The sequence below is a fragment of the Providencia sp. PROV003 genome, assembly GCF_045040775.1.
Taxonomy (GTDB): domain Bacteria; phylum Pseudomonadota; class Gammaproteobacteria; order Enterobacterales; family Enterobacteriaceae; genus Providencia; species Providencia huashanensis.
The window spans coordinates 2,310,956-2,326,744 of record NZ_CP096369.1 but is presented as its reverse complement, the minus strand read 5'-3'; the positions used below and the strand labels follow the sequence as shown (position 1 = coordinate 2,326,744).

At 45.2% G+C, this 15,789-nt stretch carries 10 protein-coding genes; 9 read left to right on the top strand and 1 reads right to left on the bottom strand.

Features of this window, described 5'->3' with window-relative positions; translation table 11 throughout:
• The first annotated feature begins 129 nt into the window (after window positions 1–129).
• The 9 genes from M1F14_RS10530 (at window position 130) to M1F14_RS10490 (ending at window position 15,657) form a co-directional block, all read left to right on the top strand.
• Window positions 130–1,770, top strand: coding sequence for a ShlB/FhaC/HecB family hemolysin secretion/activation protein (locus M1F14_RS10530; RefSeq protein WP_232370541.1), 1,641 nt, complete (start codon window positions 130–132; stop codon window positions 1,768–1,770).
• Window positions 1,771–1,848: 78 nt separating this feature from the next.
• Window positions 1,849–9,186 carry a filamentous hemagglutinin N-terminal domain-containing protein gene (locus M1F14_RS10525; RefSeq protein WP_181468643.1) on the top strand — a complete coding sequence of 2,446 codons (7,338 nt, stop codon included), beginning with the start codon at window positions 1,849–1,851 and terminating at the stop codon, window positions 9,184–9,186.
• Window positions 9,119–11,506, top strand: a complete 2,388-nt coding sequence (locus M1F14_RS10520; protein WP_232370492.1) for a hemagglutinin repeat-containing protein — start codon at window positions 9,119–9,121, stop codon at window positions 11,504–11,506. Before M1F14_RS10525 ends, M1F14_RS10520 begins: the two co-directional genes overlap by 68 nt.
• Window positions 11,506–11,955, top strand: a complete 450-nt coding sequence (locus M1F14_RS10515) for a hypothetical protein (RefSeq protein ID WP_042844927.1) — start codon at window positions 11,506–11,508, stop codon at window positions 11,953–11,955. Before M1F14_RS10520 ends, M1F14_RS10515 begins: the two co-directional genes overlap by 1 nt.
• A 250-nt stretch (window positions 11,956–12,205) precedes the next feature.
• On the top strand, window positions 12,206–12,691 hold the full coding sequence (locus M1F14_RS10510; protein WP_164561162.1) for a hypothetical protein: 486 nt from the start codon (window positions 12,206–12,208) through the stop codon (window positions 12,689–12,691).
• Between the two features lie 167 nt (window positions 12,692–12,858).
• Entirely contained in the window at window positions 12,859–13,905 is a 1,047-nt protein-coding gene (locus tag M1F14_RS10505; RefSeq protein WP_232370493.1) for an EndoU domain-containing protein, read from the top strand.
• Window positions 13,902–14,396, top strand: coding sequence for a hypothetical protein (locus tag M1F14_RS10500; protein WP_181468645.1), 495 nt, complete (start codon window positions 13,902–13,904; stop codon window positions 14,394–14,396). Before M1F14_RS10505 ends, M1F14_RS10500 begins: the two co-directional genes overlap by 4 nt.
• A gap of 238 nt (window positions 14,397–14,634) precedes the next feature.
• The gene (locus M1F14_RS10495) at window positions 14,635–15,381 is read left to right on the top strand and encodes a hypothetical protein (protein WP_181468646.1); all 747 of its coding nucleotides are present in this window, start codon (window positions 14,635–14,637) and stop codon (window positions 15,379–15,381) included.
• Window positions 15,382–15,399: 18 nt separating this feature from the next.
• Window positions 15,400–15,657, top strand: coding sequence for a MafI family immunity protein (locus M1F14_RS10490; RefSeq protein ID WP_004248486.1), 258 nt, complete (start codon window positions 15,400–15,402; stop codon window positions 15,655–15,657).
• A 17-nt stretch (window positions 15,658–15,674) separates the two neighbouring features.
• Here the strand turns inward: M1F14_RS10490 and M1F14_RS10485 are convergent, their stop codons facing one another.
• Complete coding sequence (locus M1F14_RS10485; RefSeq protein ID WP_229597616.1) at window positions 15,675–15,770, bottom strand: hypothetical protein; 96 nt, start codon at window positions 15,768–15,770, stop codon at window positions 15,675–15,677.
• Between the last annotated feature and the right edge of the window lie 19 nt (window positions 15,771–15,789).

Sequence of the window (15,789 nt, the reverse complement as noted above, 5' to 3'; positions counted from 1 at the left end):
GTTAGATAACTACATGTATTGATTAATGAATTAGGCAAAAATATGCAGGAAAAAGCATCACCCTTTGCGCGTCATCATGTTGACGGGCAACACCGTTTCTTTAAATGGAGTTTGCTAAGCTTATGTTTTATGTCAGCCCCCTTATTGGCTGACCCCGTCAACCAAGCACTCTCTATCGATGCCCGTGAGCAGCAACGCCAGCAAGAACGTGAACGTATGCTACAGCAGCAAAACAACCCTGTTGTGGATACGCGTATTCAACAGCCTGATTTAACGCTGCCCGATTACCCGCAAAATGAGCAACCCTGCTTTACCATCACATCCATTCGTCTTGACGGTGAGTCCGCTGCCGATTTTCAATGGGCGCTAAAGGCCGTTAACGATGCCAAAGGTCAATGTTTAGGTAGCCAAGGGATTTTGTTAGTCCTCAATAAAGTCCAAAATGCCATTTTAGAAAAAGGGTATGTGACAACCCGTGTGATGGCACAAGAGCAAGATTTGAATCAAGGCGAATTAGTGCTCACGCTTCAGCCGGGGCGAATTAACGCCATCCGTTTTGATGAAGGAACCTCATGGCGTGGACGCTTGTGGAATGCCATTCCTGCTTCCCCAGGCGATATTCTGAATCTGCGTGATATTGAGCAAGGGCTGGAAAACTTTAAACGCGTGCCGAATGTGACTGCCGATATTCGTATCGAACCCGGCCCGGTTGATGGCACCAGTGACTTAGTCGTCAGTTGGCAAGAAAAACGCCCTGTACGATTAAGCTTGGGTTTGGATGATAGCGGGTCAAAAAGTACCGGGCGCTATTTAGGCTCTGCGACTCTCGCCATTGATGCGCCGTTTGCCCAAAACGATATGTTTTACGCCAATATCAGCAAAGATTTGTTTGATAAAGGCCCTTTCGGTAACCGCTCTTATACCCTGAACTACTTTATTCCCGTTGGCAATTGGGGCTTTGCCGCCAATTACAATGAATATAATTATCACCAAAATATTCCCAATGCCAACGAAGTGCTGCGTTATAGCGGCAAGAGCGATACTGCACAATTTACCGTGTCACGGCTCTTGTTTCGCGACCAAATCCACAAAACCACCCTTAATCTGCGGACTTATCGAAAAACTGCCAGTAACGCGGTCAATGACATTGATATTGAGCAGCAACGCCGCCGTACCGCGGGCTGGGAAGTCGGTGTTAATCAGCGCAGTTTCTTAGGCAATGCCACACTCGATGCCAATGTTAACTGGCGTCGCGGTACAGGCGCGTATGGAGCTCGCCGTGCGCCAGAAGAAGATACCCACAGCGGCAGTGCCCGCGTAGGGATTTTTCTTGGGGACATCAGTTTTAATCAACCATTCACGCTGGGTGAACAACCTTGGCGCTGGAATACCGCTTTACGGGGTCAATGGACTCAGCACGCCTTAACACCACAAGAACGCATGTCCATTGGCGGACGTTATACCGTCCGTGGTTTTGACGGTGAGCAAGTACTGTCAGGTGAAAAAGGCCTGTTATGGCGTAACGAACTGGCATGGAATGCTTTCTCTCAAGGGCAAGAACTGTATTTAGCCGCTGACTACGGGCGTGTTGAAGGCCAAAGTACCAAATACCTTGTAGGGCACCAGCTAGCGGGGACCGCATTAGGGCTGCGTGGGTCAATTTCATCACGTTTAAGCTACGACCTGTTTGTCGGCGTGCCGTTATATAAGCCGAAAAAATTTGAAACCTCTGGGGCAAGTGCAGGCTTTAGCCTCAACCTTGAAATTTAATCACATTTTATTGATTTGATAGTCGATAGACATTTTCAGTTTTACCCGTGTCTGCACTGTTTTTAAAGGAATACCATCATGAACAAGCATTGTTATCGTTTAATTTTCAGCCGCACTCACGGGGAGTTACGTGTTGTATCCGAGCTCGCTAAAAGCTGTAGCACCGAATCAGGCCAAACGCGTGGCTCAAACGGCGGTCGCCTGTGGGTCACTCTGCGTCGCACCTCGCTGCTGCTGTGGTTAGCCTTGTGGGGTGGCTCAGCCATGGCGAGCAGTATTATTGCCGATAACAATGCCCCTAAAAACCAGCGCCCTGATGTCATCAATACGCAAAACGGTATTCCGCAAGTCAATATTGCGGCACCAAATGGTTCGGGTATTTCCCATAACCAATATAAACAATTTGATGTCGATAACCGGGGCGCCATTCTCAATAATTCGGCAGTGATGACTTCAACACAAACCGCAGGGATGATCCAAGGTAACCCGAACCTTGACCCAAACAAAGCCCCTGCGCGCGTTATCCTAAATGAAGTCAACAGCAATAACCCGAGCCAAATTAAAGGCTTCCTCGAAGTGGCGGGCGGTAAAGCCCAAGTGATTGTCGCCAACCCATCGGGAATTATTTGTAATGGCTGCGGTACCATCAACGCAGGCCGCATGACTCTCACTACAGGGAAACCGCAATTTAATCAAGATGGTAGCCTTGCGGGGTATCAAGTGGAGCGCGGTGTTATCCGTGTTGAAGGCGGTGGCTTGAATGCCGATAGCCGCCACGATACCCAATATGTGGATTTGCTCGCCCGTGCCGTTGAAATCAACTCCGGCGTGTGGGCGAAAGAAAAAATTGCCGTCGTTGCGGGTAAAAATAAGGTCGATACTAATAATAAAGCCACTCCGATAGAGAGCCAAACTGCACAACCTGAATTTGCCATCGACATGGGCCAAATGGGCGGCATGTACAGCGGTTATATCCACATGGTTGGCACCGAAAAAGGTGTGGGCGTTCGCAACCAAGGCGGGCACATCCAAGCCGATAAAGCGTTAACAGTTAGCAGTAACGGTAAACTCAGTTGGGGCAGTGCATCACAACAAGCGACCACCCAAGCAGGCAGCGATATCACCCTAACCGCCAAAGACACCATCGACCACCAAGGCAAGTTGCACAGCGGCGGTAACTTAAACATTGAAAGCCAAACAGCTTCAGTGAGCAATACAGGCACACTGGCTGCGCTGAAAGATGTCAATATCAATGCCAAAGGAGATATCCGCAGCCAAGGCAACGTGCTCGCAGGCAGTGATAACAAAAGCAATATTATTAAAAATGCCAATATCACCTTAAACAGTGACGGTAAAATTGGCACCCGAGGCACCCTATTAAGTCAACAAAACGTTACTGCGACAGGTCAATCGCTCGATTTAAGCCAGACGCAAGTTGCGGCATCCAACTTAGCACTCACGGCAAAACAAGGGGATATCGCCCTTACCCAAGGCAAGATTGACGCCAACAACGTCAAACTCCACAGTGCGCGCGATATTCATGCGCAGCAAGTGCAAGTCAAAGCTGCACAATGGAACGTCAGCGCTAACAACGTGTTTAACCAAAAAGGCACGTGGGTACAAACGGGGCAAAATGAGAGCCAATTCGCCCTCACAGGACAACTGAATAACCAAGGCGGTGCGATTGAAGCCAACCGCCTCAAGCTCAATGCCGACTCACTGAATAACCAAAACGCTCGATTGGTTGCGTTAGGCAAGAGCCAACAAGATTGGCAGGTGAAAAATAGCGTTAATAATCAGCAAGGTGAAATCGGGGCGAATGGCGATTTAAGCCTAACAGCGAATACGATTGATAACCAATCGGGCACGATTAAAAGCCAAACCACACTAGCTTTGAATGCCAAAGAGCAGATTGATAATCGCGCGGGTAACCTTGTCGCAGGGAATGCTGTCAACCTGCAAGCAGGCAAATCGCTGAACAACCAATCGGGGACGATTAACAGCCAGCAAGTCACTGTCACCACTGACAATCTCAATAATACGTTGGGTAAACTGATCAGCCAGACGACCCTCGATATTGTCGCTCGCCAACAGATGAATAACGCCAACGGGTTTATCGGTTCGGGTGATAAATTAACCTTAACCGCTCAAGATGTGCTTAACCACCAACAAGGCACGCTGCAAAGTGATACTCAGCTCACGGTAGATGCACAACGTATTGATAACCAAAGCGGAAAAATTCTGTCCGGTGAGCAGCTTGTTCTTAATGCAACTGCTGACCTCGATAACCAGAGCGGAACACTTTACAGCAAAGATATTGCGCTGAATGCAAACAAGATTAAAAACCAGCAAGGTCAGATCGTTGGTGAAAATAGCGTTGATATCAAAGCAAAAAATACACTTGATAACACCAAAGGAAAAGTGATTGCCAATGAGACATTAACTGCGTCTATTGGGCAGCAACTCGCCAACCAAGCAGGTTTATTGCAAAGTGGCAATCAAGCGCTTATATCTGCCCTTTCATTGGATAACCGTGACGGGCAAGTGCTATCAGGTAAAGCCCTTGATATCACAACCAGCGCGCAAATTGATAATGCCAAAGGCGAAATCAGCAGCCAGAACGTCAACATCAATACCGCCCAACTGGATAACCAAACGGGGAAAGTGATTGCGACCCAAAATCTCGACCTCACCAGTCAAGGCGATGTGAATAATCAGTCTGGCTTATTGGAAGCAGGCAATCAATTAACCCTCAATACCCAAGGGGATATCAACAACCAAAAAGGCACGCTGCAAGCAGGACAACAGGCGAACCTCAGTGCACAAACTATTGATAACACCCAAGGCCAGTTGTTGTCGGGTAACCAGCTCATCATAAACACCCAAAATGACCTCAATAACCGCCAAGGCAAAGTCAGCGCCGGTAAAATATTGCAGTGGCAAGGTAACCACTTCAATAATACTGCCGGCTTGCTACAAAGTGGTGGCACATTAACGTTAACGGGCAACCAACTGAGTAATCAGCAAAAAGGCCAAATCCTCAGCCAAGATGCGCTATCCTTCACCCTCAGTGGCGATTTTAATAACCAAAGCGGTATTCTGACCAGCCAAGGTGATACGGCGATTAGCGCTAACCTTGTCAACAATGCCCAAGGCGCAATCAATGCCCTTGGTCGTTTAAATGTTCAGGTTGCACAGTTGATTGATAACCAAGATGGGCGCATTTTCAGCCAGCAAGCGCAAGCACTCAACGCACACACTATTCTCAACCAACAGGGTTGGATGGGTAGCTTAGATTCATGGCAGGCCACGACTCAGTTATTGAATAACCAAAACGGTGAAATCCAAAGCCAGAAAAATGTCGAACTCACGGCAAACACACTGGAAAACCAGCAAGGCACATTGCAAGCGGGTGGCTCTGCCTCACTGTTGGTTGCCAACGAAATTAATAATACCCAAGGCAAAATCAGTGCCAGTCAAAACCTGACCGCCACAGGACAATCCATCAATAACCTACAGGGACAATTACTCTCCGGTGGCACATTACAGCTCAGCGCATCGAGTGTCGACAACTCGCAAGGCGGTTTACTGTATAGCCAAAAACAACTGTTGTTATCCATTGAAAATGCACTCAATAACGCCCACGGTAAACTGCAAAGCGGCGAAAACCTCACCTTAACCAGCCAAGCGTTAGACAATACATCTGGCAAAATAGAAAGCCAGCAAACCCTGAATATCACAAGTACAGAGCGGATTGATAACACGTCAGGGTCAATCCTCAGCAATCAACAGCAGAAATTAGAAACTAAAAATTTTAATAACCAACAAGGTACTGTCAGTAGCCTCGGCGAGCTTGCGCTGAATGCAACAGAGCTTGATAACCGTGCTGGCACTATCATTAGCCAACAGGCGGGCACCTATAACATAACGCAGCTCAATAATACGCAAGGGAAAGTTCACAGTGGTGATGCCCTGACGTTAACCGCTTCCGACATCCAAAACCAACAAGGGCAACTGGTTTCCACCAAAGCGCTGAAACTGATTGCACTCACCTTGGATAATCGACATAACGGCATTCTCAGCAGCCAAGGTAGCCTCAACTTATTACTGAATGCCTTAGATAACCGTGAAAATGGGCTGGTTCACGGCAGTAAAGAAACCACGCTGACCGTTAAAAACATCGAAAATACCCAAGGCCGGCTGCAAAGCAATGAAAACTTAACGTTTTCAGGAGTGAATACCCTCAATAACCAATCCGGTCAGGTGTTAGCCAATGGCGATATTGCACTGAATACCGATGCGGCTTCCTCCTCGGCTAAGCTTGCCCTCTTAAACCAGCAAGGTACCCTGCAAAGTGGTTCGGTACTCGCCATCAACACCCAGTCTATTAACAATCAGGGTGGGACAATCAAAAGCCAGAAGGCGCTTTCACTGACCGCAGCGCAGGACTACACTCACCGCGCAGGCGATACGCTGACCAGTAACCAATCCGTTACACTGAAGCTTGCAGGTACATTGACCAACCTCACTGACTGGTTATTACCGGGCGATTTCACTCTTTCGAGCCTGAATTTCACCAACCAAGGCTCATTGGTCAGTAAAAACCTCGCCATCTCCACCGATAAATTAGATAACCTGAATCGGTTAGAAGCCGATAAGATGACGCTCGACGTCGACGCCTTAAATAATAGCGCCACCTTAATGGGTGATGAGATCCGCGTGAAAGCCAAAACGCTGGATAATCAGGGGAAAAAGGCCGTCATTGCCGCAGCAAAACACATTGACCTACAAACAGAAAAAACACTCACCAACCGCGACCAAGCACTGATTTACAGTGGTGATACCCTTGCACTCACCAGCGATGACTTAATTGAAAATAACGCCAGTTTTATTGAAGCGGAAGGTGACGTTTCCATTACCGCACGTCAACTGAATAACTTACGTGAAGGGTTAGATATTCAGCGCGAGGCTGAAGTCGAAAATTATAAAAAGCACCTGTATAACTTTTACTGGCGTTCATTTGAAACTCAGGCTCATAAAGATCCCAGTGCGATGGAGCCAACCACGCAGCAGTTGACCTTTCAAAACGATCAGGCCGCGTTGGATAACAAGTATGGCACTATCTTAGACATCGATGCCAAAAATAAACGCGCACAAATGAAGGTGAAACAGCAGGATGGTCAAGTCACCACCCTGTGGGTCAATTATTTGGCGCTCACCCCCAATAGCGATGGCAGTTATGCCATGACTTTTTATGAGTCACGTGGCGTACCGGGGCGTATTCAAAACCCGCCAACCCCTTACCATGGTGCGGTATGGCGTGTGCATAATCGATATCAATACGAAGTGTGGGACCCAAATCAACACATTGATGTGGCAACTGCAACCGGCATTGATGATTTTAGTTGGATACGCGAACGTTCGGTCACAGGCTCTGTCTCCCGTGACAAATTGATCTCCGAAGGAATTGGCGCGCGCATTTTGTCGGGCGGCAATATGACGCTCAATATCACGGATTTACTGAAAAATGATGCCAGTACCATTACCTCAACGGGTGATTTGGATATCAAAGGTAAGGGGCGCATTGAAAATACTGGCTATTCGGTGAATGAACGCCGCAAAGAGTTCTATGTTGACCATTATGATGTCAGCAAAAGCCACTGGTACCCGGAATCGAGCAGTGATAAAACCACAGCACTCACCACCATTGATGGCATTATTTCCGGTAATGGTAATGTCTCGATCACCAGTGCTAATATCACCAATACCACCGTCAATGCCGCGCAAATCACGGCGTTAGAAGCGGCGATGAATGCGGCCAAAGCGGAACGTGCTGAATGGGAACGTAATCCACTGGCATTTGATATTGATGGCGTGAATAAGCAAGACCTCAATACCGCCATCACTGAGCAGGGAAAATCAGATCTCAATCAAGCAGAGGGCACTTCGCCAATCGACCGCCCTCTGCTCCCTGCTGAACTCGCGTTAACCGAGAAACAACACATTGGTGATGTAGCAACCTCAATCCCAGATAATGGCTTATTCCGTCCAAATTTAACCCCGGACAGCCCATTCTTAGTGGTCACTGACCCACGTTTTACCGACAGAAACAAATTTATCAGCAGCGACTACCTGCTTGAACGGGTTGGCTACTCCCCTGCCGATGTGCATAAGCGCTTAGGGGATGGTTTCTATGAACAACGCCTGGTACGCGAGCAGGTATTAAAACTCACCGGTCGCCCTTCTCTGCGTGAAGAAGATGCCATGGCGCAGTACCAATACCTGATGAACAACGGCATTAAAGTGGCGGAAGAGTTCAACTTACGTCCCGGTGTTGCGTTAACCCCAGCGCAAATCGCTGCCCTTCAGCAAGACATTGTGTGGCTGGTCAGTGAAACCCTCGATACCCCACAAGGCCCACAAACGGTCTGGGTTCCGAAAGTCTATTTAGCTAACACGACACTTAGCCTGACACAGCAAGGGACGATGATCAGCGGTAAGACGCTGAACTTATCCGCTGACAGCATTGATAATGCTGGAAACCTGTTGGCTGAAAAAGGCCTTGAGGTCGATGCGAAACAATTTATGCACCGTGATGGCGATATCAAAGCCGATACCATCAACATCCAAGCAGATAGCCTCACGTTAAGCACCAACTTACAAGATGCACTACGCCAAGCGACAATGAGTGCCACCGATATCACCTTAAGTGGCCATGATGTGCAATTGCAAGGCGCGAAACTGGATGCAACAGGCGATATCAAGCTCAATGCACGTGACAATTTATCTATTACAGCGGTGAAAAGTACCCATACCGGCAGTATCGATGTGATTGCAGGGGCGATGGGTGAACGCGGTAATGAAGGCATGGATGCAACCGGTAGCCTTGCTCACATCGACGGAGAATGGCAGCTCGCACAAAGCAGCGAACTGAATGCGGGTGGCAATCTCAGCCTCAATGCCGGAAAAGATATCACCGTCAAAGGCAGCCAAGCCAAAGCGAGCGGCACGTTGGATATCAACGCGGGTGGCGATATCAATATCCTATCGGATAAAACCACCAATAAAAGCCAACTCGAGGCACAAGGCAACGGTTCTTCTGTCAGCAATACCCGTGAAGAAGACCGGTTGGTGCTCAGTACCCTCAGTGGTGACAAAGGCGTTTCACTGAATGCAGGCAACAACTTAGTCGCAGAAGGTGCCCAAGTCGATAGCCAAGCAGGTAAAATCAGCGTCTCAGCGCAAGACGTGACTATCACGGCGGCAACCCAAGACACCCACGCGCTAGACCAAGAGCAAACGCGCAATGGCAGCAGTAAAGGCTCCCGAGTCGATGAGACCTCATCCCATGAGGTGGTCGGCAGCACAGGATATCAACCTAGTCTCGGCCCAAAATACCGAGCAGACAAACAGTAAAAACAGCAGCAAAGGCAGCAGTATTGGGGTTGGTGTAGGCGTGGGTGCAGGCGGCTACGGGGTCAATGTCTCAGCCTCCGTCAACCAAGGCAAAGGCCATGAAAAAGGCAATGGCCTCACCCACACCGAAACCACGCTGGATGCAGGCAATAAACTCACCTTAAACAGTGGGCAAGATACCACCCTCAAAGGGGCACAAGTCAGTGGTGAACAGGTCACTGTCAATGTCGGTCGTGACCTCACCCTGCAAAGTGAGCAAGACAGTGACCGCTATGATGCGAAACAACAAGAGGTCAGCGTCGGTGGCGGCTACACGATAGGTGGCACGCCAAACATCAATATCAGTGCCAGCAAAGACAAGATACACAGTAACTACGACAGTGTGAAAGAACAAACCGGGATTTTTGCCGGCAAAGGCGGTTTTGATGTCAACGTCAAAGAGCACACTCAGCTTGACGGCGCGGTGATAGCCTCAACGGCGGACAAAGATAAAAACCGCCTTGATACCGGTACGCTGGGCTGGAAAGATATCGATAACAAAGCCGACTTTACCGCCGAGCACTCGGGCGGTTCGATTGGCACCGGTGGCCCGATAGGCAGCCAGCTGGTGACCAATGCCGCGGGCGGGTTACTCTCTAACGCCAATAATAGCGGCCATTCCGAAGGCACGACCAAATCAGCGGTTAGTGAAGGCACCGTCATTGTTCGCAATGAAGACAAACAAAAACAGGATGTTAATGAGCTCAACCGCGATACTGAGCACGCCAATGACGGCAGTATCAACCCGATATTCGATAAAGAGAAAGAGCAAAACCGCTTAAAACAATCCCAGTTAATTGGCGAAATCGGTAATCAGACCATGGATATCATCCGCACTGAAGGAGAAATTGCGGGCTACAAAGCCCAAAAAGACCCCGATGCGTTAGCGGTCGCTAAGCAACAACTGGAAGCAGCAGGAAAAACACCAACCGAGCAGGCCATAAAAGACCAAGCCTACAACAATGCCATGGCACAATATGGCACGGGTAGCGACTTCCAAAAAGCCGCTCAAGCGGTTACAGGGTTGCTGCAAGGGCTGGCAGGTGATAATTTAGCAGGTGCGTTAGCAAATGCCTCTTCTCCGTACTTGGCAACCAAGATTAAAGAATTAACAAAGGGAGATGATGCGGCTAATGCGATGGCGCATGCGGTATTAGGTGCTGTTGTTGCTGAGTTGAACAACCAATCTGCCGTTGCAGGTGGATTAGGCGCTGGTGGCGGTGAACTATCCGCTCATGTTATCTTGAACACCCTCTTCCCAGGCAAAGAAATTTGGGAGCTGAGTGAAAGTGAGAAACAGCAAGTCAGTGCACTAAGCCAATTGGCTTCAGGCCTTGCTGGCGGACTGACTACCGGTGATGTAGCTGGGGCAGTTACTGGCTCGCAAGCAGCGAAAAATGCGGTTGAGAATAACTCAATGGCACTTGGTGGAAACCTTGGGTTCTTATTTGCTGATATCCCAGATTGTGATGCGAGCTGTAAAGCAGACATAACTAAAGGCATTAATAATGGTAATTTAGTTGTGTCTGGAGCATCGATGGGCGTCGTTGCAGCTGGCTACTCATTAGTTATAGCACCAGAAATGATAGCAACTGTTCGAGCTGCTTTAACAGGCTGTAAAGCAGCACCTGTAATATGCTTAAATGAAGTGGGTATATTTACAGCAGAGGTAGTAACACCGGGAGGAACTGGTGCCGGCGGTGCATTGATTATTGGTAAAACAGCACAAGAAGTCTCGACAGTTAAACAAGTAATACAGTCAGAAGCCAAGGCTGGTAAGATTAACTTGAATCAGTTGACGAGTGCGGAGTCAACAGTAATAAACTCAGGTAAAGATATCCTTAAATTACCTAATGGAAAACAAGGGACAGTCATACAGAATGCATTAGAACCTCATGAATACCAGCAAGCATTAGATATTGTTAAATATAAGGGCGGTAATTTTAAAGGAGTTGAAAAAGAAAATTTCCAAGGAATAGATGGATGGCTAGATGGTGTTCCGGTCCAATTAAAATTAGTAGAAGGGCAGAGCATCAACGCTGTTAGGCGCAATATTGTGAGTGGTGCCAAAGATATGCAAAAAGCTGGCTATCAAGGGGATCTATATGTGGATGCATCTAAAACAGGTGTAAGCATGAAAGAAATGATTGACCACTTTAAATCTGGCTCTCCAGTTAGCAATATCACAAAAGAAGGCACGGTAAATAATATTTACATTAAAACCCAAGATGGCTGGCTTAATGTTACAAGTGGCTCAATTAGTACCAATGGAGGAAAATAATGTCTAACGAAATTTTATTTCCAATTAAAAAGCTTCCTCAATTTGAAGATATCCTCAATAGTATCGTCGATGGGTTTAATGACTTTTCTTTGTCTACACAACAATTAACTATAGGTATATCAGCTAAAAAAGGACTAAATTTACTTGATAAGTTTATCTATATACACGACCACCAATATGATTATTTTTGTTGGATAAGTTTTAACTTTATTGAAGAAAATCTACGTGATATAGATGATATAGAGTACCCATACATGGTAAGTGTCTCCACAAGAGGTGAGAGCAACTTAAAGTTTTCAGTTTTAATTTTGTATATAATATCTAGCTCATTGAATTCAAGAGTAATTTATGATGATGCTTATTTAATCCAAGCTAAAGAGCCTTATCCATCTTCTGAATTAAAACTATTTGTTGAGCGTTACATTCAAGATCTTTACTCTATTAATTAATGAGACGATCCCAGTTATCTGCTGGGATCGTCCTTAAATATCTTACTCGTTCTCAACCAGCTGGATAATCAACTGTCCGGCTTGGTGGGAGAGGCTGTAGTGACTCCCCATCTAAAATCCCATCTCTTTCAGCCACTTATCGCTTAAAGTGAGTTGTAGCTGGGGTTGGGTTTACCGCGGTTATCCTACCTGATAGCTCGAAACGTTTATCGACTGTCGAAGCTGGGGCTTTTAAATAAGAAGTGTAGTTATGAGCGAAAAAAATAAAAGTATTGAACGATTATTAACGGGTATAAATAATTATATAACATATGGTTACGTTGACTCCATGTCATTTAATGAAGCGTCAGATGACTTATTTGACTATTTGTCTGAGCTGACCTCATTAGATAGTAAAAAGGCTTTTTTTTATTATAAAAAAATATTAACTGATAAAAACATAAATGATGATTTTTTGAAGTCTCTATGTCTAAATCGGTTATTGTTATCCGAATTTGAATGGAGTTATGCATTTGAATTTTTAAATAAGAATGCGCATGAATTAAGTATTCCTTGCTTAGAAAAAGCCTTATTTTATTTCTATTGCGCAAAAAATGATCCCGCATCACATCCAATACCGGATAGGCTCATCGACAAACTAATAGCTAGATACCAAGAAGTAAAAAATGATCCTAATGCAGATTTTTATCATCTATCTGAATCATTTGATAATTTTTCTCGAGCTTATGGGGTTTAACGGTTGAGAATAATGCCCTTGCTAAGCATTTAGAAAAAGACGTTATAGATAAATTTACAACTCAAGGTATTGCAAAAAAAGAAGAGCTAGATGCCGCATCCTGTGCGTTACTAAAATGCTCTGCTGGATTTGCAGAAGGTACCCCTGAAAAGGCGTATTACGAAAAGTTGGAACAAATTGGTAATCAGCCAGAGTATGCTGAATTACGTGATAAGCTTGCGAATGAGCAATTTACAGTAAGTTATGTTGACCCAAACACTGGGGCAACAATTACGTATTCTATTCCATTATTTCAATATGATAATGCTAGAGCAATTATTGATGGGGCAACCTATATAGATGGAACCTATCAGCTCACAGAGCGAGGAATGGGATTAATTCAAGCTAGCGGTGGTGCTGTTGAAATCATCGCTGGTGGAGCAAGCTGTGTGGGGGTCGTGACTTGTGCTGCTGGAACCATCGTTGCTTCGTCTGGTTTTGATAATTTGTATGCTGGCTCGAATACCGTTGTAACAGGGAAATATACTAAAACTGTTGGTGCTGAATTACTGGAAACATTAGGCGTTCCGCCTGAATATTCAGAAGTTGTTTATTCAGGGGTGAATATTGCAGGCACTACAACATTAATATTTAAATCAGCTAAAACTGGTGAAGTTATTAGTGTCGGTGTTGGTAAAAATGGACAAATAAAACAAGAAAGCCTTGGCAAGGTTAATAGTGCTGGTGAGTATCTCGACGATTTTAAACCTTCATCAACCCCACTACAACTTGTACAACAACAAGCAGGAAAAGAATCGCCAACCGCATACATTAGGCTTGATCATATTCTTAACGGAGAGGTTAAGACATACAAAAATGGAACAAAAGTAGGATCTGGTGGGCACTACTTGCGTGATTCGAATGTAAAAGTTGATTCATGGTCAGGTTCCCCAGATATAAATGGTGTATCTACTGGCTATATATCTGTAAGAGACCAGACCACAGGCCAGTGGGTTAAAAAACAAGCTGAAACTACTTTTTTCCCTGAATATTGGTCAAAAAGACAAACTACACAAGAAATTGAAAGTGCATTTAAAAATTCAACCCCTAAAATAGGGGAACCTGAAAAATGGTCAGGAACCTCTTCAAGTGGAGTAAAAATTGAAGGTTACTATGGTAAGCCTGATGGAACAGGAGCAACAGCTTGGCCCGTATATCAAGGATCTAAAAAATGATTAATAAAAAAATATATTATTGGTGGTCTCCTGATAACAGTAGTTATTATCCATCAGGCAGAGGGCCAAATGAAAATATGAGATTTAAACCAAAGCAAGGATATGGAGTTTGTGAAATAGCTTCATGGTTATCAGCAGACTTGCCTACGGGTGTTAAATCTGTGGATACTTGGCTCAACAATTTAACCAACCTAGAATCTAGCCAAGCTCCTGATGGTTTTTTTGGTATAGGTAATGCCCATTGGGTAATGGTGACAAATAATCTAGTTTTTATTGCTTGTGAATACGTTAAAGAACAAAGAGTTATCCTAACAGTAGAACAACTGATTTATATTCTTGAGCAATATAAAGAATTCTTACAAGGAGATTTTAATAATCCAAACGTTCCTCCTGAGCCCATTGATGTAGAATACATAGCAGAAGGAGAAGAAGCGATGAATATTTATGCCTCTCTAGAAGGTTCTCATGGGGTGTATTATTTAGAGGAGTAATTTTCTTACTCTTGTTTTTTGTTGAGAATAACTACCTGAGCGACTCAGAGCACCGTCAGAAGACGTCATTGGAGCTAAAAGAGAAGCAACTGAAGTCGAGCAACAGAAACTCGCTGAGCTGTGAATTAAAGATACAGAAACAACACAAAGATTACTTGATGCCTGTGCAGGCGGTGTTTCATCTGAATGTACCGCTGCTAGAAAAGACGCATTCGAAACGATAGATACCTACGTCAGTTTGACGTATCAAAATCCAAAAACAGCGCAGGCTGGTTATCAAGAAATCGAACGGTTATTGAACTCGACTTCACCCGAAGCACAGCAGGCGTACAATCTATTGGAATCCTATACTGAAGCATTTAAAAACTTCGGTTATACCAATGAAGAAGCACGAACGCGTGCAGGTATGTATGTCGGGACGATTTACCTATTGGGTGGTATGTCAGCGATCGCAAACTCAGGCGCTTTAGTAAAACAGTTTGGAAAAGATGTTGCTAAGCCAAATGTGACGTCACCGAAAGGAAATAATGCAGGAGCTGGTAGCAACTGGACTGCGGATAAAAATGGTGCATTTAGTCCGAAGGATGATGGAACGGTTACGACTGTTGGGAAAAGTGATGGTAAGTATGATGGAAATTCACTACCTTATAAAGATACGATAGGTAAAATTGATCCTAAAAATTATGTAGATATACTATCACCTGAGGCTAAACAACATATACTATATGGTGAAAGTCCAACTCAAGGTGGTCATATTTTCCCAGGAAATCCGGGTAAAACAACATCACCAACTACACAGTGGTATGCTCAATCAGGTACTGGGGGCTTATATACAAAAGCCGGAAGACCTGCTAGGTGGGTTGCATGGGAAGTGCGAGATGGTGTTCGTATGAGAGTAATTTTTGAGCCAGCTAATGGAAAGGTAGTTACCGCTTTCCCTGATAATGTATCTAACTCGGGTTCGCTTAAACCAATAAAAAACTAATAGAGGTCAGCGATTGTTATGGATATTAATCAAGATATTAGACGTTTAGGTGAAAATCTGAAAGGGCGTTTGGCGCCTGATATTGTTGATTTTGACTTAGAATATATAGACCACTCAGAAAGTATTTTAGCTTTTGAAACGTTATGCGATCACATAGCTGACTATGATGTCGTAATAACCAGTGATGAGTATAAGCAGATCATTGGTATTGTAAATAAGCTAAATCTTGAGTTAGATGATAGATATTTATATATAAATCCAGATAATATTAAGTGAATTAGGATCTTTTGTATTTATCTCATCCCCTCAGCCAGCCGGATAATAATCTGTCCGACTTGGCGAGTGAGGGTATAGTGGCTACCCGCATCAAACCCCAACTCCTTCTTCAGCCACTTACCGCTAATAGTG

Coding starts and splice junctions, on each gene's coding strand:
- M1F14_RS10490 (WP_004248486.1), top strand. CDS start 15,400: ATGGATATTAATCAAGATATTAGACGTTTAGGTGAAAATCTGAAAGGG.
- M1F14_RS10500 (WP_181468645.1), top strand. CDS start 13,902: ATGATTAATAAAAAAATATATTATTGGTGGTCTCCTGATAACAGTAGT.
- M1F14_RS10525 (WP_181468643.1), top strand. CDS start 1,849: ATGAACAAGCATTGTTATCGTTTAATTTTCAGCCGCACTCACGGGGAG.
- M1F14_RS10530 (WP_232370541.1), top strand. CDS start 130: ATGTCAGCCCCCTTATTGGCTGACCCCGTCAACCAAGCACTCTCTATC.
- M1F14_RS10510 (WP_164561162.1), top strand. CDS start 12,206: ATGAGCGAAAAAAATAAAAGTATTGAACGATTATTAACGGGTATAAAT.
- M1F14_RS10520 (WP_232370492.1), top strand. CDS start 9,119: ATGAGGTGGTCGGCAGCACAGGATATCAACCTAGTCTCGGCCCAAAAT.
- M1F14_RS10515 (WP_042844927.1), top strand. CDS start 11,506: ATGTCTAACGAAATTTTATTTCCAATTAAAAAGCTTCCTCAATTTGAA.